The 17,006-nt window shown below is 67.0% G+C and carries 14 protein-coding genes and 2 pseudogenes; 5 read left to right on the top strand and 11 right to left on the bottom strand.

Annotation, left to right across the window (positions count from 1 at the left end; genetic code table 11):
- Nucleotides 1-6: 6 nt before the first annotated feature.
- Nucleotides 7-1,923: pseudogene (locus ACQEXA_RS50195) on the top strand (PHP domain-containing protein); the annotation flags it as partial.
- A 23-nt stretch (nucleotides 1,924-1,946) separates the two neighbouring features.
- Here ACQEXA_RS50195 and ACQEXA_RS50190 read toward each other — a convergent pair.
- Entirely contained in the window at nucleotides 1,947-3,215 is a 1,269-nt protein-coding gene (locus ACQEXA_RS50190) for an ISL3 family transposase (RefSeq protein ID WP_433128623.1), read from the bottom strand.
- Between the two features lie 159 nt (nucleotides 3,216-3,374).
- Between ACQEXA_RS50190 and ACQEXA_RS50185 the strand changes: the two are divergent.
- A pseudogene (locus ACQEXA_RS50185) lies at nucleotides 3,375-4,906 on the top strand (OB-fold nucleic acid binding domain-containing protein); the annotation flags it as partial.
- A 276-nt stretch (nucleotides 4,907-5,182) separates the two neighbouring features.
- The gene (locus ACQEXA_RS50180; RefSeq protein ID WP_433133254.1) at nucleotides 5,183-5,404 is read left to right on the top strand and encodes a hypothetical protein; all 222 of its coding nucleotides are present in this window, start codon (nucleotides 5,183-5,185) and stop codon (nucleotides 5,402-5,404) included.
- 29 nt (nucleotides 5,405-5,433) lie between these two features.
- On the opposite strand, the gene ACQEXA_RS50175 is transcribed toward ACQEXA_RS50180, so the two are convergent.
- From ACQEXA_RS50175 to ACQEXA_RS50165, 3 genes are all read right to left on the bottom strand, one after another.
- A complete protein-coding gene (locus ACQEXA_RS50175) occupies nucleotides 5,434-5,709 on the bottom strand; it encodes a hypothetical protein (protein WP_433133252.1) in 276 nt (91 codons plus the stop codon).
- 59 nt (nucleotides 5,710-5,768) lie between these two features.
- Entirely contained in the window at nucleotides 5,769-6,392 is a 624-nt protein-coding gene (locus ACQEXA_RS50170) for a DUF6000 family protein (protein ID WP_433133250.1), read from the bottom strand.
- A 414-nt stretch (nucleotides 6,393-6,806) separates the two neighbouring features.
- Entirely contained in the window at nucleotides 6,807-7,391 is a 585-nt protein-coding gene (locus ACQEXA_RS50165; RefSeq protein WP_433133248.1) for a hypothetical protein, read from the bottom strand.
- Nucleotides 7,392-7,679: 288 nt separating this feature from the next.
- Here ACQEXA_RS50165 and ACQEXA_RS50160 point away from each other — a divergent pair, with 288 nt between their 5' ends.
- Complete coding sequence (locus ACQEXA_RS50160; RefSeq protein WP_433133246.1) at nucleotides 7,680-8,102, top strand: DUF4259 domain-containing protein; 423 nt, start codon at nucleotides 7,680-7,682, stop codon at nucleotides 8,100-8,102.
- Between the two features lie 153 nt (nucleotides 8,103-8,255).
- Here the strand turns inward: ACQEXA_RS50160 and ACQEXA_RS50155 are convergent, their stop codons facing one another.
- From ACQEXA_RS50155 to ACQEXA_RS50135, 5 genes are all read right to left on the bottom strand, one after another.
- Entirely contained in the window at nucleotides 8,256-9,491 is a 1,236-nt protein-coding gene (locus tag ACQEXA_RS50155; protein ID WP_433134779.1) for an IS701 family transposase, read from the bottom strand.
- A gap of 166 nt (nucleotides 9,492-9,657) precedes the next feature.
- A complete protein-coding gene (locus ACQEXA_RS50150) occupies nucleotides 9,658-10,362 on the bottom strand; it encodes an SMI1/KNR4 family protein (RefSeq protein ID WP_433133244.1) in 705 nt (234 codons plus the stop codon).
- 104 nt (nucleotides 10,363-10,466) lie between these two features.
- Nucleotides 10,467-11,918 (bottom strand): hypothetical protein, encoded by a 1,452-nt coding sequence (locus ACQEXA_RS50145; RefSeq protein ID WP_432923439.1) that lies wholly within the window; start codon nucleotides 11,916-11,918, stop codon nucleotides 10,467-10,469.
- A gap of 158 nt (nucleotides 11,919-12,076) precedes the next feature.
- Nucleotides 12,077-12,415: a helix-turn-helix domain-containing protein gene (locus tag ACQEXA_RS50140; RefSeq protein ID WP_432923441.1), complete on the bottom strand. Its 339-nt coding sequence runs from the start codon at nucleotides 12,413-12,415 to the stop codon at nucleotides 12,077-12,079.
- A gap of 4 nt (nucleotides 12,416-12,419) precedes the next feature.
- Nucleotides 12,420-13,607, bottom strand: coding sequence for a tyrosine-type recombinase/integrase (locus tag ACQEXA_RS50135; protein WP_433133242.1), 1,188 nt, complete (start codon nucleotides 13,605-13,607; stop codon nucleotides 12,420-12,422).
- 111 nt (nucleotides 13,608-13,718) lie between these two features.
- Between ACQEXA_RS50135 and ACQEXA_RS50130 the strand changes: the two genes are divergently transcribed.
- A complete protein-coding gene (locus ACQEXA_RS50130) occupies nucleotides 13,719-14,909 on the top strand; it encodes a DNA polymerase Y family protein (RefSeq protein WP_433133240.1) in 1,191 nt (396 codons plus the stop codon).
- Between the two features lie 1,054 nt (nucleotides 14,910-15,963).
- Here the strand turns inward: ACQEXA_RS50130 and ACQEXA_RS50125 are convergent.
- Together ACQEXA_RS50125 and ACQEXA_RS50120 are read right to left on the bottom strand one after the other, a co-directional pair.
- Nucleotides 15,964-16,398 (bottom strand): ATP-binding protein, encoded by a 435-nt coding sequence (locus tag ACQEXA_RS50125; RefSeq protein ID WP_433133238.1) that lies wholly within the window; start codon nucleotides 16,396-16,398, stop codon nucleotides 15,964-15,966.
- A gap of 14 nt (nucleotides 16,399-16,412) precedes the next feature.
- The gene (locus tag ACQEXA_RS50120; protein WP_433133236.1) at nucleotides 16,413-16,898 is read right to left on the bottom strand and encodes an ATP-binding protein; all 486 of its coding nucleotides are present in this window, start codon (nucleotides 16,896-16,898) and stop codon (nucleotides 16,413-16,415) included.
- Between the last annotated feature and the right edge of the window lie 108 nt (nucleotides 16,899-17,006).

Genomic DNA, 17,006 nt, shown 5'->3' with positions numbered 1-17,006 from the left:
ACTCATCTGCATGTCGCCTCCGGCTACGCCGCGAGATACGGCGCCTCCCTGCCCGACGTCCTGGTGCAACGGGCGGCCGAGCGCGGGATGAAGACACTCGCCCTGACCGACCGGGACACCGTCGCGGGCATGGTCCGCTTCACCCATGCCGCTACCGCTGCCGGGATCCGCCCGATCTTCGGTGTCGATGTCGCCGTCGCCCCGCTCACGCCGCCGGCCCGGCCCGCTGCCCGGCCTCGCACGCCGGTCCGCGGCGGTGCGCACGTGGTGGAGCCGCCAGTGCGGGTCACGTTGCTCGCTCAGAATGCGGCCGGCTGGGCGCGGCTGTGCCGTCTGGTGTCCGCTGCCTACGCCGAGGCCGACGGTTCACTGCCGGTTGTGTCTTGGCCGGTGCTGCGTCAGTACGCCGACAGTGACCTGGTGGTGCTGCTCGGTCCGATGTCCGAGCCGGTGCGGGCCTTGTCCGCTGGGCGCCCGGACGTCGCGGAGCGGCTGCTTACGCCGTGGCGGGAGCTGGTGGGGTCGCGGCTCCGGCTGGAAAGCGTGTATCTGGGTCGGCAGGGCACTGGTCCGGGGTCGCTGCGGCTCGCCGCACGCACCGTGGGCGCGGCCGACCAGCTTGGTGTGCCGGTGGTGCTGACCAACAGCGTCCGCTATGCCGACCCCGAGCAGCACCGAATTGCTGACGTGCTCGACGCAGCGCGCCTGCTCCGTCCGATCGACCGCCGGTCAGTGGATGACGGTGAACGCTGGCTGAAGGGCCCGGCCGCGATGGCCGATGTCGCCGAACGGATCGCGCAGGCCGTCGGCGAGGACCGCGCGCGGGCCGCGCGGCTACTGGCCGAGACCGAGGCGACCAGCCAGTCCTGCGTCCTCTCCCCCGCCGATCTCAAGCTGGGGCGGCCGCACTTCCCCGAGGCGTCGGTGGTGGGTGCGGGGCCGGAGCACGGTTCGGCGATGCGTCTCCTTCGGCAGCGATGCGATGCCGGGATGATCGCCCGTGGCCTGGACAGGGACGACCGCGCCGTCCGGCAGCTCGAGTACGAGCTCGACGTCATCGGCCGCTTGGGGTTCGAGTCGTACTTTTTGGCTGTGGCCCAAGTCGTGGCCGACACGCGGGCGTTGGGCATCCGGGGCGCCGCGCGCGGCTCGGGCGTCGGCTCCATGGTCAATCACTCATTGTTCGTAGCCAACGCCAACCCCCTCTCGCACCGGCTCCTTTTTGAGAGGTTCTTGTCCGAGCGCCGGACGTCTTTGCCGGATGTCGACCTGGATGTGGAGTCCGCGCGGCGCCTGGAGGTCTACGACAAGATCATCGACCGGTTCGGGCGGGAGCGGGTCGCGGTCACGGGGATGCCCGAGACCTACCGGGCCCGGCACGCCCTGCGTGATGCCGGCCTCGCCCTCGGGCTGCCGCCCCAGGTCGTCGGCGAGGTCGCCAAAAGCTTTCCGCACATCCGCGCCCGGGACATCCGCGCGGCGCTCTCTGAACTGCCCGAGCTGCAGAAACTCGCAGGGCAGAGACAGGACTTCGGGCCGCTGTGGGAGCTCGCCGAAGGCCTGGACGCGCTGCCGCGCGGCTACGCCATGCACCCCTGCGGCGTAATTCTTTCTGATGCGAGCCTGCTGGACCGGGTTCCAGTGCAACCGACTCCGGCCGGCTATCCGATGGTCCAGGCGGACAAGGAGGACGTCGAGCTCTCAGGCTTCGGTCTCCTGAAGCTGGACGTCCTCGGCGTCCGTTCCCAATCAGCGATGGCGCACGCTGTCGCGGAGATCCGGCGCGTCACCGGCCGCCAGTTGGACCTCGACAGCCCAGACCACGTCGACCTTGCCGACCCCGACACCTTTGAACTCATCCGGCGCGGCCTGGTTCTGGGATGCTTTCAGATCGAGTCGCCTGGTCTGCAGGATCTCATTTCCGGCTCTCCGGGCATGGATGTGGGTCAGCCGGTCCGGGTTCGGGGTCGTTCGTGGGGTAGGACAAGGGTGATGGGTCCGCAGGTGAGCATGACGAGGGCGAGGGCGGCTGTGGCGGTGTGGAAGCCGTAGGCGCGGCGGATCAGTAGCCTGACGTGGTTGTTGAGGCCTTCGGCCCGACCATTGTTGATCTTCAGGCGGATGGAGGCCAGGATCCCGTCGCGGAACTTGCGGATGGTCTTGGCTGCCTTGATGAACGCGGGCAGTTGGGAGCGTTGGGCCTGCGAGATCCAGCGGTCGATCAACTCGCCTGCCTCGCCGGCGTCCAGGTCCCCGGCGAAGATCGCGCGGAAGGATTCCTTGAGCCGGTAGGCTCGCCAGACTCCGCCGCCCTTGCGTTTGAGCTTGCGCAGGGTCGTGGCCTGCTCGTCGGTGAGGTTCTCCGGGTTCTTCAGCAGGCTCCAGCGGGCGCCCTTGAACTTCTTTGCCGCAGCCTGATCGCCGAGTTGGCGCAGCTCGTTCCATGCCTCGCGGCGCACGGCGTCCAGGGCGTCACCGACGAGCTTGACCGCGTGGAACGGGTCGATGCAGATCACGGCCTGCGGGGCGTGGCCTTCTTCGCCAACGCTCTTGGCGAAGGCCGGCCCCATGTCCATGCTGACCGCGGCCAGTTCTGCAGCGCGCTCGGGGCCGAGTTCATCGAAGAACTCGTCCAGGGTCTCGCTGTCCTTGCCCTCGGATCCCCAGACGATCTTCTTGCCGGTGTGGTCGGTGACCAGGGTCAGGTAGTTGTGGTGCTTCTTCCAGCTGACCTCGTCCACCCCGATGGTGACCAGGTGGTCGAGTCTGTCCTCGTCGAGGCCGTCGGCGACGACGCGGGCGCAGATGCGGCCCACGGTGTGCCAGTCGATGCGCTGCAGGCGGGTGATGGTGGTCTTGTCGGTGCGGGTGGCCAGGTAGGCGATGACATCCTCGAAGTCGCGGGTGAAGCCGCAGTGGTGCCGGGCGAAGGGCACGGCTTCGATCTTGACGCCGTGCTCGGGGCAGCGCAGGCGGCGCAGGCCGGCCCGGACGACCAGGCCCCAGCGGCCCAGGTCCAGGTGCCTCCAGCAGGAGGACACCGGCCTGGTGTCGTAACGCGTGCGGGTGGTGAAACCGCAGCCGGTCTCCGGGCAGGCCAGACACCGGCGGGTCAGCGCCACGTCCACGATCACCCGGTCCTCGCCGAACGACACGTCGGTGACGCTCACGCCAGGAAGCTCCAGGAGGCGGTTGAATGCGGTGGTGACGCGCACGGTGCGTGGACTCCTGTAGCTTCGGTACGGCCTTCGACAGCCTCCGAATCTACGGTCCGCCCCGTGCGCGTCCTACGTTTCACCACCCCAGGCGGAACGATCCAACCCGATCAATACATTGACCCCGAGATCCCACCCACCAGCCCACACTCATGCCCGGAGAGCCTCATTTCCAGACTGCAGCCCCGTCACATGAACGATGTGATCGCCGACATCAGTCTGTTCAGGCCCGGCCCGGTTGCGGGGGGTATGCCGGCCCGGTTCATTGCCGCACGCCACGGCGAGCCGCCCCGCTACGCGCACCCTGACCTCGAACCGATCCTCAACGACACCTACGGGGTCGTCATCTGGCATGAGCAAATCATCGCAATCTTCGCAAAAATGACGGGTTGCGATCGGGCCGCGGGTGACGTTGCCCGCCGTGCTCTCGCCGACGCCGACCGCCTCTTGAAGGTCGAGGACTGGTTCCGGCGTACCTCAAGCAAGCGCGGCTACGACCCGGCTGTCATCTCGGAAATCTGGAACACGATCAAGGAATTCGGCGCGTACGGGTTCTGCCGTGCGCACGCTGTCGCCTTCGCCGTGCCCGCCGTCCAGTCCGCCTGGCTGAAGGCCCACTACCCGGCAGCTTTCTACGCCGGCCAGCTCGAGCACGACCCCGGAATGTGGAATTCGCGCGTGATCGTCTCGGACGCTCGCCGGCTCGGTGTCCCTGTTCTCCCCGTCGACGTCAATCACTCCCACGTCGCGCACCGCGTGGAGCCCACCGACCGCGGTTGGGGGGGGTGCGGCTCGCCCTGTCCATGGTGCGTGGGATCACCGATGCCGAGTCGGCTCGGATCGAGGCCGGGCAGCCGTACCACTCGCTGCAGGACTTGTGGCGGCGAGCACGGCCGTCGCTGCCGACCGCCCAACGACTCATCCAGATCGGCGCGCTCGGGGAACTGCAGGGCACGCAGACTCGACGGGATCTGCTGCTGCAGGCCACCGAACTGCACCAGCACTCCCGAAACCGGAACGCTACCGACGGCCAACTGCCGCTCGGCGACGAGATGGTCACCGCGGAGGCAAGTGGGCTGCCGGAGATGACCGGACGCGAGCAGTTGACCGCCGAGCTCAACGTCCTGTCCGTAGACGTGACGACACACCTCATGGAGCACCATCACCGCCTCCTGCGCGAGCTCGGCGCCACCGACGCCGCCCACCTGCAGCAACTCCACCCTGGGCAGCGCGTCCTCGTCGCCGGCGTGCGCGCCTCCACCCAAACTCCACCCATCCCGTCCGGAAAGCGAATTATCTTCGTCACACTTGAGGACGGCTCGGGACTGGTGGACCTGGCATTCTTCGAGTCCAGCCACGATGCGTACGCTCATACGATTTTCCACTCTGGGCTCTTGTTGGTTCGCGGCGTTGTCGAGCGGCGCGGCACGCGTCGCACGGTCGTCGGCGAGGCCGCCTGGGACCTGGAAGCGGTTGCCGCCGCACGCCGCGATCACGGCCCGCAAGCGGCACTCGACCTGCTCGGCCAGGCTGCACCCGCTCCGACCCCGGCGCAGCCGACCGCACCAGCGCGCACGCTGACGGACGGCACCGCCGGGGCGCGCCTTCACGCATTCGCTGACCGAAGTGGACGGGTTCCCGGATTCCTGGAGGGGGCTCAGCGGGAACCCGCTGGCCCTCGGGGTGGATGAGGGGGTGTCTGCGATGGGTTCAGCATCCGTAAGGCGATCTACCCGGCCGAGACCATCGAGGCCCATCGCGCCTTCATCGCCCGCCGCAGGGCTATCCGGCCCAGCGATGAGTATCGGACCCCCACCGAGGAGGAATGGGACGCCTTCCTCGCGCACTTCGAGAAGCGCAAGGTCTCCATCGGCACCTGCGCTCGTGCCTTTTCAAGCCCTTGTGTTCATGAACACGCTTGTATTCGTTGCTCGCTCCTCCGGCCGGACCCGGCCCAGCGCGGCCGGTTGGAAGAGATCCGCGACAACCTCGTCGCCCGCATCGCCGAAGCCGAACACGAGGGCTGGCTCGGCGAGGTCGAAGGACTCCGGGTCAGCTTGGCCGGCGCCGAAGACAAGCTCGCCCAGGTCGACGCACTGGCCGAGAGACAGTCGGCTGCGGTCCAGCTCGGAATGCCGGGCTTCAGCTGGTCCGGAGGAACCGCTGGGACGCCGAGACCAACGTCATGATCGAAGCCAGAGGCGAGCGAAGGCGAAGATCAAAACGGAACCGACAGCCCAGCCTCACGCAGCTGGGACAGGGCTGTGGACATGCATTGCTGCACAGTCCTCCCGTCAGCACGCATGCCGTGCTCCAGGGGACCCCCACTGGCGGCGAACGTCCACGCCGGCGCGTTGTCGGCCACCCTCTCGGCGTCCACCCTGATCATGGCGTTTACGCCCTGCTCACCCAGCCATTCCAGGATGAGGAGTGTCACGTCCTCGATGCCACCATCCTGGTCGAACTTTGGCCAGCGGCCCTGGTTTTCTGTCATTGCCCAGACTCTACCGAGAGGTCCGAAGCAGTCGGCGTCCAGCGGTCAGGCCGGAAGGATCAGCGCCCGATTTCCATTCCGGCAAAGAGTTCAGCGCACTCGCTGGCGAAGGAACAGAGCTGCTCAACGACCTGCCGGTACTCCTGCGGATCCCGCACCGTATTCGGCGTGGCATCGGCCCACTGCTGCCACAAGCCACCGGCGGCAAGGTATGGAGCTGCTCGCTCAGTCCCAAGGACGGCATCGAGGTGAAGCAGCGTGCTGAGAACCCCGGTCTGGTCCCAGCGAAGGTCGGGTTGAGGCAAGTAGCGATCAAGGTATCTGCAGACCAGATCGGCGTCCGCGCTGGTACCGAAGGTGGCAAGAGCGATGCAGAGAGACCCCCGGTAGGGACCTCCGCTGGCCAGCAGGAGTTCGCCGATGCGGCTGCGGAACTCGGTCCTGCCAGCCACGGCAACCAGCCAGGAGGCAGTCCTGCGCTCTCGCCATCCGCCCTCGAAAAGGATGCCGAGTTCAGTGGGAGTGATCTCCACGGCAGCCTGGACCAGCTCCCTCACGAACAGGTCGCGCTCAGGCCCGCTCAACCGCAGTGAGCTTCCACCCAGCCGAAGGTACCGCCGGCCGGGCGTGACGAATCGTCGGACCAGGTCCATAAGCTCCGGGTCGGTGTTGGCATAGCGCATGAGTGCATCTTTGCCGGGCGAGGACGCAGCTGCCAGCGGTTTACCCAGGGGCACCGAGTAGCGATGGCTAGTTCAGAGAAGCCTGCGTCCGCTGCCCCGTCCTGATCGTCAACCCGGCCGAGCGGCCCCGGCTGGTCGAGATCCGCGACAACCTCCAAGACCGCATCGCCGAGGCCGAACGCGAGGGCTGGCTCGGCGAAGCCGAAGGCCTCCGCGTCAGCCTGGTTGCGGCCGAAGAGAAGATCACCCAACTCGACTCGCGACAAGAGCGCAGGTCATCGCCGGTGTTCCTCGGAGTCCCCTCGTTCGACCAGATCGGGGCCCGAACCAGTGGGCAGACGTGATCCGGCATCAGGATCTCAGCCGGGCCGCCACGCGGCCCGGCGGCTCCCTAGCCCGGTGCCTGTCCTGGTGTCATCGCCAGAGACGGTTGCGACTCGGCAGCCAGGGGCCGAATAGAGATTCGTACGTCTCACCCGTTTCGACGGTGAGCACGAAGTCAGGCGTGGTGGCCGAGACCGCATCGTGCAGGCGGACAAGCAAGATCGGGACAGGTCGCAGTTCCATGCCCAGGGCTGTCGCCAGATGCGCTCGCTGAGCGCCCAGTTCGGGCTCGTCGCCGAGTTCGTCCTGGCCCAGGTGCTCGGCGGCTGTTCGCATGACCGCCTGGTCGCCACCCCCAGAGAACTTCAGACAGTCCCACCAGGAGGGCAGCCCAACCATGATCTCCAGGGCTTCGGCCAGGCTTTGACCGATCAGGCCGGCCTGACCCTCGGAACTGGCATAGAGCACCGGCCGAGTCCTTTGAGGATCACCGCAGAGGAAGAAGGTCCCGCCGGTGAAGTCGCCCGCGACACCTTCCAAAGCCAGCCCAGACGAGAGCCGAACGGGCTCGCCATGATCGCCACGAGATAGATCGAACTCGCACACGTTCCACAGCAGCTCTGCGAGCTCCGAGTCTTTCCGGATCGAGTCCAGGATGGCGTTGTCGCTCGTCATGCGGCGGACCATAGCAGTGACCGGCCCGGCCAAAATTGCGACGCGATCAGTCGCGCTCCGGACCGACCGCTTCTCGCGCAAGGCGGATGGCCGGGCAGCCCATCGGCGACATATAGGGCAACGAGCAAGGCTCGGGGTCCACCGGGCAGTCCGCAGCCCGCTGGTCTTGTCCACGGGTGGTGAAGTCCGTTCCTCATGACTGCGGGTTCTGGCTCTCGTGCCATGCCCAATGTCAGTGGCTGGTGGAATGCTGCGTTCGTCCGAGATCAGCGATACCAGGAGTAGTGCATGGGAACGTGGGGAACCGGCCCGTTCGACAGCGACCTCGCCGCCGACTTTGTTGATGGACTCGAGGGTCTTGCTCCCCAGCAGGTCATCAACGTGCTCGAGCAGGCATTCCAGCGAGTTGCGAACGCTGGCACACGGGTGGACGGCGGGGACGGTGTCGAGGCAGTCGCCGCTGCGGCGCTCGTCGCGAGCACGATCGCGAACAGCCAGATCGTGATCGATCCAGAAGACGGGCCAGGAGAGCCACTGCCTGAACTACCCGCATCGATTCGCGCAATGGCCCGCAAAGCACTGCACCGTGTCCTCCAAGAGGGATCCGAGTTGATTACTGGGTGGGTGGACAGTGCCGACGCCGACCAATGGCGCCAGGAACTCCAGCAGATTCTCGATGCCCTCGACGCAGACGATGATCACTTGCGGTGAGTCCGCCATGAAGGGTCAGCCAGAACCCGGAGTCCTGCACAGCGGCTCGGCACCGACGGCCAAGATGACTCCCGAGCGCTGTCGAAACAGTGCTCTTCCACGTGCACAGGCCAGCCCGCAGCCGTTTAGTACTCCAGCCGTAGATCGTGATCTTTATGTCTGCGCTGCTTGCCGTCGGTAGTGGCTGGCGCGGGATCGGGCCTGGTGGCAGCGTCGCCAGGTGGACCAGCGGAGCTGGTGGACGGTGTCGGGGACGGGTTGGACAACGAGTGCGGTGAACAGTCGCTGGATCTCGTTGCAGGTGAGTGGGATTAGTTCGTCCGGACCGAGGTGACGGGCGTGTTCATCTGCGCGGACGACGGCCAGGAAGGCATACGCAAGCATGGCCAGGGTGACCCAGCGGGACCAGGACGTGTGGCGGCGGACCTGGTGCTCGTCCAGTGCGGCCAGGCCCTTTCCGGACTGGAAGAACTCCTCCACTCGCCATCTTGATCCAGCCACCCGCACCAGCTCGGTCAGCGGGACTGGCGCGGGCGAGTAGCAGCGGTAGTAGGCAAGTTCTCCGGTGCCGCGGTTGCGGCGGATCAGCAGCTGTCGGCTCCCGGGCCGAGGGTCGGTGAGGTCGATGACGGCCCAGTCGTAGTAGCGGTGGCCCTTCGCTCCGGTCCCGGCGGACAGCTTATGCCAGGCCCGCTTTGGCACCTTCTTGGCCAGGGTGTCCACGCGGAACTTCCCGGCTTTGGTGGTGACTTCGTGCGAGCAGGCCACCGCGAGGACGTAGCCGATGCCGCGTTCCTCCAGCGCGGTCCGCAGCTTGGTGTTGCCTCCGTAGACCTCGTCGCCCGCGACCCATGCGGCCCGGTGGCCAGCGTCCAGGAACCGGGTGACCATCCGGGCGGCCAGTTCCGGCTTGGTGGCGAAGGAGATCTCCTCGGGCAGGCCCGCGGCCCGGCAACGGTCCGGGTCGGTGGTCCACGAGCGGGGAACGTAGAGTTCCCGGTCTACCGCCGCGTGTCCTCGCTCTCCCGCGTAGGCCAGGTAGACGGCGACCTGGGCGTTCTCAATCCTGCCGGCGGTGCCGGTGTACTGGCGCTGGACGCCGACCGTGTGCGTGCCCTTCTTCACGTCGCCGGTCTCGTCGACCACCAGCACGGCCCGGTCGTCGTGCAGGTGCTCCACCACGTAGCCGCATACGTCGCCACGGACGGCGTCGGCGTCCCACTTGGCCCGGCCCAGCAGGTGCTGCATGCCGTCCGGGGTGGTGTCCCCGGCCCACTCGGCGATCGTCCAGCAGTTCTTCCGCGGGAGGTCCGACAGTAGACCGAGCACCAACTGCCGGACGCGACGGCGGGGTTCAACACGGGCGAACCGACACGCGACCCGGCTCATGAGGCCCTCGAATGCCTCCTGCCAGCGGGCAGGGTCTACGCTGCTACCCGCGGCCACCGCGAGATCGTTAGTCTTCACACACCGATGATCAGCGGTGGCCGTTCCCGTGCCCGTCGCCAGCCTCCACCGGTGGGATGGTGGTGCCTGCCACCATGAGTCTTGGACTCTACGAGCCGAACCAGCGAAACCAGATGGGCCTGCCTACGCCCGCGTGCCAGCTCTGGAAAGCGGCACGCCGCTGTTCGGGCGTCGTCAGCGACTCCTCGTGGGTGAGCCAGTCCAGGTACCACTCCGCGAATGTCGCAGCTTGCCGTTCATCGTTGAGCAGCGGGTTCAGGCGATCGCACGTCGCGCGCCCGTCGAACCACATGGTCCCTCGCATGGGCCCGCTGACCACGAGAAGCGTGTAGAAGCCGCAGCCGTCGTCGTTGAGAAAGACGGCCCCGGTGACCCGAGCGGCTTCGATCGCGTCCGCGGTCTCCTGCCAAGCGTCGTGAGCAGTTTGGTAGGCCGCATCAGAGATGTAGTCCTCCCTCTTCGGTTGACTGTCCCACGCGTCCTCGCTCTCCGCCAGCGCGCTGTCATGGTCGGGAAAGGGGACATGAAGCTTGTCGTGCTCCTCATGCCGGGCGCCGTCCCAATCCCAGCGCGAGCCGTTGAACTGCAGCTTCCGCACCCGGCCGCCCGCGCTGACACGCAGCAGGTACTGGCGGTAGTCCTCGGGGAACTCCACGCCGAACTGTTCCTCTGCCTGGCGCACCTGCGTCTCGCTCAGGACTTCCGGGAGACCTTGTCTGCCGAGGCCCATGCCAGGCCGCGCGTACAGAGCAACGGTCCGATCCCGCACCTCATCCCAGTTCACTGCCTGCATGCCCGGCAAGATAGCCGGTCAACCGACTACAGCGTCGGCTTGGCCGGCGCCTCAGAGCCACCACAGCGGCCCGGCTACGAAGATCACGATCTACGGCTGGAGTATTAGGCTCGGATTGGGTCAGGACGCTTGTCCGGGTGGGCTGCGGTGATGTACTTCATCGCGGTTGTCGTGCCCAGACCGAACAATCGCATCAGGTGGACAGGATCCGCGGTGTGTCGGGCCTCGTCGTAGATGCGGTCTCCACGCAGCTTGCGAGCGCTGATGCCCACCCGCTCGAAGACGGTCTTCGTCACTTCGGTGCTCATTCTCGGTCCGGCCTCATCTGCTGCAGAGACCCTGCTCACCAGCAGGTGAGGGTTACCCGTTCGAGGCCAGCGTCGGTATCGCTCTCGCAACCAGGATGTCGCCAGCTCGGAGGTGAGCTCATCGAGGTAGATGACGTGGTCCAGCCGCCCGCGGCGGCGGACGCGCAGCTGACCGCGGGAGCGGTCAAGGTCGTCGAGCAGCAGTGCCGGCAGATCGTCGTGGACAAGGGCGTGAACAGCGACCAGGGCGACGATGAACTGACTTCTGGCGTCCTCGACCTTGCCCAAAATTCCCCTCACACGATCAGAGGGAAGCGGGGTCGGGAGCTTCACCGCCACAGGCAGCGAGACGCTGCGCGCGGGATCTCGGAAGATCTTCCGTTCACGTCGCAGTGCCCGGAACAGCGACCGCAAAGGCGGGTGCACGGAGTGGCGACGAGCGGACGGCAGGCCCATGATTGCGGCTTCGACGTCCTTCTTGGTGATCTCTCTCAAGTCGGTGATCCCGGAGTCCGCCCAAGACTTCAGGGTCGGGTGCGCGTTCTGGACATAGCTGTAGATCGTTCCGGAGGCAAGAGCGGGGCTCGACCGACTGCCCTGGCCCAGGAGCACATCGATCCAGAGGTCTACGGCTCCGGCGAACGGGGCAGGGAGGGAGGCGGCCACTCTCCGGGCCCGGATCAGTTCCGCATCACGCATCGGCTCGGGCTTCAGGATGCCTCGCTGGCGAAGGAAGCAGACCACGCGTCGTCCTTGGTAGTGGCCTCCAAGGGTTGCGATGGCCTTCACGTCCACTTCGCGGATGGGCGCCTCAGCTCCGAGTTGCGCGGTCAGGACACGCAGCGTGCGCAGGCTCGCCGCCCCGCCGAAACGGGGGTCGACTCCCTGATCTCGCAGGTAGTCGGAGAAGTCTCTGAGCAACACATTGGCCGTTGGGGTGAGCGCGAATTCGTCCTGGAGATTCAATCGATCCCAGTCCCGTGGCGGCGTGGGGAACAGTTCCAGCTGCGCAGGGTCGACGAGGTGCGGCGACGTGGGCCGTTTGGCGCGGGACGCGGCTCGGCCTCGCCGTTCCTTGGCCTTGAAGCGGCCCTGGGCGCCGGTCCCGCTCAGGTATCGGTCGCTCTTGCGCAAGGCGAGCTCACGGCCGAACCAGAGCTGGTCGCCGCCATCAAGGGCGATGCCGCTGACGTCGACCTCTGTTTCTCGCAGCAGCAGCGTGCAGAAACGGCACTTGCCCTGCTTCAACGGACGGCGACGCCGGCAACGTTCACACTCCGACACATCGGGGTGCAACTGCCGCCACCCTCGGCAGCCATAGCAGAGGGTAAGTCGGTCGTTCGCCCAGGCCAGGCAATGAGCGCAGCTTCCGTCGGCCCGGTTCTGGCGGGGCATATATCCGTCCTTCAGTTGGGCGGCAGCGAGCGACGTCGGCCCCCGCTGCCTGGCTTCGGGAGCGGACGGACCCGCTCCGTGCTCCCGTTTTCGCCGACGGCGCGCTGCTCGGTCTCGGGCCGTTGCACGACGGCGACCGGCTCGGCCTCCATCAAGTCTGCGACCGTGCATTCCAAGGCCGTGCAGATCATGTCCAGATCGTCGAGCCGGATTGTGATCGGTTTACTCGACCATAGAGCTGCGGTCTTGCTCAGCGATGGGTTGAAGCCGACCTCTTGGAAGGCGGCGAGCAGTTGGGTGGGCCGCCAGATATCGCGGCGAGCAGCGGCCCAGCGCAGGTTCCATTTCATCGGTTCACGACTCCCAACTCAACCGGCGAACTGCTCGCCGGGAAGACTCCAGACTTTGCCGCTCCGGGTCGCCCTTCGCTGTGGCGAGGTAGCCGACCGTGGTGGACGCCCAGGTATGCCCCAACAGAACCTGTACGTCCCAAAGCGGCATACCTCCCTCGTAGTTGTGGGTTGCGCAGGCGTGACGGAGCAGATGCGGGTGGAGCTCCGTGATCGCGTCATTGAGGTGCTGCCTGGATGCTTCCTTGAGCACCTTGCGGAAGGTGTCTGGTACGAGGAACGGCGCCACGGGCAGGTTCAGCGCGGCGATCGCGCTGGGCACACGCTCCGATGGGAAGAGGGGCGCGTGCGGGTCGCTGGGGTCGTCGCAGAACTCGCCACGAACGTCTTCGATGTACCACCACAGCAGGTCACGACCCTCCCGGAAGAGAAACGCTTCTCGCTCACGAGGGCCGGAGCCTTTCGAGCCCTTGCCACGCACGAGGAAGCGGCCCCACCGGCCGTTCTCCCAGTGGATGTCTCCGATCCGGACGCTGCACAGCTCCGCGGCACGCACGCCCGAGATGTAGGTGAGCTTGCCCATCACGTAGTTGCGGGCGGCCACCGGGTACTTCCGGGCAGAGGGAAGGGACTCCCGCCAGGAGGCGAAGAACTCCTTGGTTGCCCGGGCCGAGGGAGGGATACGCAGGCCGAAGTCTCCGCGGTGGCGTGGCCGGTTGAAGGCGTCGATGGGCGATTCGACCGCAGTGCCGAAGCGACGAAGGATCTCGCCTGCATACCGCTGCTCAAGGAAGGCGAAGAAGCCGTCGACTCTGGTGATCTTCGACCTTGTCGTGGAGTGCTTCGGCGCCTTGCCCGGCCCGGCGAAGTACCGGTCGACGTCCCGGGGCGACAGGCGCCACGGCACGGTGTCGTAGAAGGCGCAGAGCTGCAGGACCGGCTTGACCAGGGACTCCAAGGTCGACGGCGCCAGACCAGCAACATCGCGAGCCCACAGATACTCCGCAACCGTGTCCTGAAAGAGCGCACGCTCGTCAGCTGGACTCGAAGACTCCGCTGCAGCGCTCTGCAGCGTGCGCACGTCGGCGAGGCCGGGTTCCTGCCCATGCTCGTCCGGCCGTTCCCTCTGATCGCCACTGCTGCCGCCCACGATGACGGAGAAGCGACGAGTTCCGGAATCCGTCACGAGCATGCAAATTACGGGCCGATCTCCAGGAATCTGCCAGCAATCGTCAGAACCTCACACCATCGAGTGGAAGTTCCTTGAGACCCCTTGACCAGCCTCAACAGCGGTGTTGGCGGAGTGAGGGCAGCCGGAGAACCCGTCGGATCTCCACTATCCAGCCCGCCGGCACCCGCTCGGCAGACCTACGTCGGCTCGGCCACCGCAGCCAGGGAAGCGAGGGTGAGCTCCATGGGACGGAGCATCCTCCACGTCCGTTTCGACCTGCCGCCCAGTCCCGACGCCGACCTGATGGAACGGGTGCGACACCTCCTCGAGGACTTCACGCCGCGCGTTCAGATCATCGAACCGGACAGCACCGTTCTCGACCTCACGGGCGCCCGCCGGTGGTGGCAACGCGACGCCCGCGGCATCACCGAGATCCTCCAGTTGAGACTGCTCGCCCACTACGGGCTGCGCACCTCCGCCGCCGTGGCAGGGAATCCGATGATTGCCGCCATGGCCTGCGCCCTCACCCCGAGCGGGCAGCGAACGGTCGTCGAAGACACCCCCGAGGCGATCGACGCGTTCTTGCGGCCCCGACCCGTGCGGGAACTGCCAGGCGTCGGACCGAAAACAGCCGTCACGCTTGCCCAGTACGGCCTGCACACCGTCGGCAACGTCGCCGACGTCCCCCAAGCCACGCTGCAACGCCTGCTCGGAGCCCGCGCCGGCCGCACCCTCCACGAACGTGCCCACGGCCACGACACCGCAGTGGTGGATCCAAACCCGGCGCCAGCGAGCATCAGCGCCGAGCACCGCTTCGCGCAGGACGAACTCGACCCTGCCGAGCACCGGAGGGCCCTGCTCGCCCTGGCCGACGACCTTGGCGCACGGCTCCGCGACTCCGAGCAAATCGCTCAGGGCTTGACCTGCACCCTCCGCTACGCGGACCAGTCCAGCTCCCGTCGCAGTCGCACCCTGCCCGAGGCGACCCAGCACACGGTGGCTCTGGCCCGGGCCGCATACGGTCTGTACGAGTCGCTCGGTCTGCAGCGGGCCCGTGTCCGCAGCATCGCCCTCCGGGCTGACGCTCTCAAGCCCGCTGTTCACGCCACCCGGCAGCTCACCCTCGACAGCCGCGACGAGAAGCCGCTGGCGATCGAAGCCGTCGTCGATCGGGCCCGCGCCCGGTTCGGACACGCTGTGCTCTATCCCGCTGCCCTCGCGATCAGTGCACGCTCGGCATTGGCCTCGGCCCAGGCGCCGGACCTCGCCCCTTGTCGAGGTGGTCCGCGCAGGCGGTCGCGGCCGGCAGGAGAGACCCGCTGAAAGTGTCTGTCCTCTGGTGTGCGGGCCTCCGATGCCGGTTCGGGGACACGCGGCACCGGACGCCCGTCCTCCAATTTTCCGGCCACGGCGAATGAAATGTCGCGCCGTGACCGCGCCATCTACGTCGGTCGGGTGCAGGCACAGGTTCTATCGCAGGGCCTGCGGTCCTCCTCCTGCGGTGAGCGCCTCGGCCCGGCTGTGTGTCGTGGCCGCTCAAGAATCCCCATACCCCTCGTCGACTCCCGAGGCCCCACGAGAGTGCAGACACTCAAATTCTCATCTCTCACCCACCGCTTACGCTGCAGTGATCCGCGTCGCGTACGGTCGGTGCTGCCGGGCTGGCCGCGACGCAGCGCGGCCAGCCCGGCAGCGCGCATCCGTAGGGGCCATGGTCGCGCCCCATCGCGCGTGAACAGCGGAGTAGCCCGACGACCCGGCCACGCGCCACAAGGCCTCCGACACTTCGGGGGGCCTCGACCGGCAGCAGCACCGTGAGCAGTCGGCCGTGCCGGGTGATGACCGTGCCCTCACCGCAGGCGGCGGACGCCTGCAACTCCGTAAGATGCGCCTCGCTTCGGACTCCGCTCTCGGGCACGGGAGCCGACCCCCGCGCCTGGCGTGATCTTGGCGGGGTCTGCACGGTGTGGGTGGTGAGGTGGACTGCGAGAGCCGTGTGGCGGGGCGGGTTCAGGTCGGAACTGGGCTGGCGCCGGTGCAGGCGCCGTGGGTGTGTGGGTCCCATGTGCGGGATGAGCCAGGAGGGGCGAGCTAGTACAGCCATCCGCTCTCGGGGTCTTCGATGACGGGCCCGCATCCGCTCTGGATCTTGTCGAGCATGGTGGCCACGGCGCGGCCTTCCACCCCGCCGCCGCTGATCACTACGTCGTAGAGGGGGCCGCCGAGCTGGATGCGGATACCTCGCCTTCTGTCGAGGTCGAGCAGAGTGGCGGATCAGGTGTGCGAGGTCCTGCATGTCCGTGGACGGCAGGTGGATTGGGGCCTGCTTTGTCGATCAGTTCGCACATCATGGCCGGGGCGGGGCGGACGGCGGCGGTCACAGGGCCACCGGTCCTGGCAGCATCGTGGCGCGGACCGTCTTGCCGCTGCAGTCGGGAGGCGTGAACCAGGTGACCTCTGCTTGGAGTTGCTGAACGTGCCACAATCCGCAGCCGCTGGCCATCCGGACTCGTTCGAAGTCGGGGAACGCCGGTTTGGGGTCGAGCACGTCGATGATGAGCCGGCCGTCTTGGGTGATGCTCAGGTTGACGGTGACCCCTTCGCCGAGGAGGTCCGGCATCACAGCGTGGGTGACGGCGTTCTCCACGAGGGCGGCGACTACCTCCGTGGCGGCGACGACGTCACCCTGCCATCCGATGACGGTGAGGCCCTCTCGTGCGCGGGTTCGGGCCCGCCTGGGGGCTGTGGGGTCTCCCGGGAGGAAGATTGCGGGGTACTCACGTAACACCGGGACGGGGGTTGCGGGTGGCATGGAGCGTCGGGTCCTTACCTGCGATCCAGATTCGCTTGGCTGTTGTTGATGAGGAAGTTCGCCCACACGTCTTTGCCGCCGGTGACTGGTGAGCAGCCGAAATCGTCGGCGACAGCGATGACAAGGTGCAGTCCTCGGCCGTCCTCTTCAGCGTCGTCCACCGGGGAGAGCTTGGGCGGTGCGGGGTCGAAGTCGCGCACGCAGACGTTGAGCGCTTCGGGCAAGCGGGTGACGGTCAGTTGCGCATTTCTTGATCCACTGCGTGTATCGGGTCGGGCGTGCTTCAGGACGTTGGCAAGCAGTTCCGAAACCGTGAGGGCCGCCGGGTCGATCAGTTCGTGCAGGCCCCACAGCTGCAGGTGAGCGCGCACGATTGTCCTGATGATGGGAACGGTCTCTGGCATGACGTCGAGGTCTATGGCCAGGTGTCCCGTGTTGCTGCGCGTGGTGGCACGCACGCCGACTGCTGGCGCATTGGTCAGTCCTAAGAGGTTGGCCATCACAGGTCCACTTCGGTCTGGCGGGAAACTCACCAACGAGGCTTGATTGCGGTGTGTACTGGTGTGCAACCGGTCGGCAACCATTCAGTCAGGCCGGGAGACCCGCGT

Source organism: Streptomyces sp. CA-106110 (assembly GCF_050936285.1).
Taxonomy (GTDB): Bacteria; Actinomycetota; Actinomycetes; order Streptomycetales; family Streptomycetaceae; genus Streptomyces.
The sequence above is the reverse complement of the archived record's forward strand: the minus strand, read 5'-3'. Positions and strand labels throughout refer to the sequence as shown.

Bases quoted from the DNA above. Each gene is read 5' to 3' on its own strand.
- ACQEXA_RS50175 (WP_433133252.1), bottom strand. From the start codon at position 5,709: ATGACAGAAAACCAGGGCCGCTGGCCAAAGTTCGACCAGGATGGTGGC.
- ACQEXA_RS50170 (WP_433133250.1), bottom strand. From the start codon at position 6,392: ATGCGCTATGCCAACACCGACCCGGAGCTTATGGACCTGGTCCGACGA.
- ACQEXA_RS50165 (WP_433133248.1), bottom strand. From the start codon at position 7,391: ATGACGAGCGACAACGCCATCCTGGACTCGATCCGGAAAGACTCGGAG.
- ACQEXA_RS50160 (WP_433133246.1), top strand. From the start codon at position 7,680: ATGGGAACGTGGGGAACCGGCCCGTTCGACAGCGACCTCGCCGCCGAC.
- ACQEXA_RS50155 (WP_433134779.1), bottom strand. From the start codon at position 9,491: ATGAGCCGGGTCGCGTGTCGGTTCGCCCGTGTTGAACCCCGCCGTCGC.
- ACQEXA_RS50150 (WP_433133244.1), bottom strand. From the start codon at position 10,362: ATGCAGGCAGTGAACTGGGATGAGGTGCGGGATCGGACCGTTGCTCTG.
- ACQEXA_RS50140 (WP_432923441.1), bottom strand. From the start codon at position 12,415: ATGAAATGGAACCTGCGCTGGGCCGCTGCTCGCCGCGATATCTGGCGG.
- ACQEXA_RS50135 (WP_433133242.1), bottom strand. From the start codon at position 13,607: ATGCTCGTGACGGATTCCGGAACTCGTCGCTTCTCCGTCATCGTGGGC.
- ACQEXA_RS50125 (WP_433133238.1), bottom strand. From the start codon at position 16,398: ATGCCACCCGCAACCCCCGTCCCGGTGTTACGTGAGTACCCCGCAATC.
- ACQEXA_RS50120 (WP_433133236.1), bottom strand. From the start codon at position 16,898: ATGGCCAACCTCTTAGGACTGACCAATGCGCCAGCAGTCGGCGTGCGT.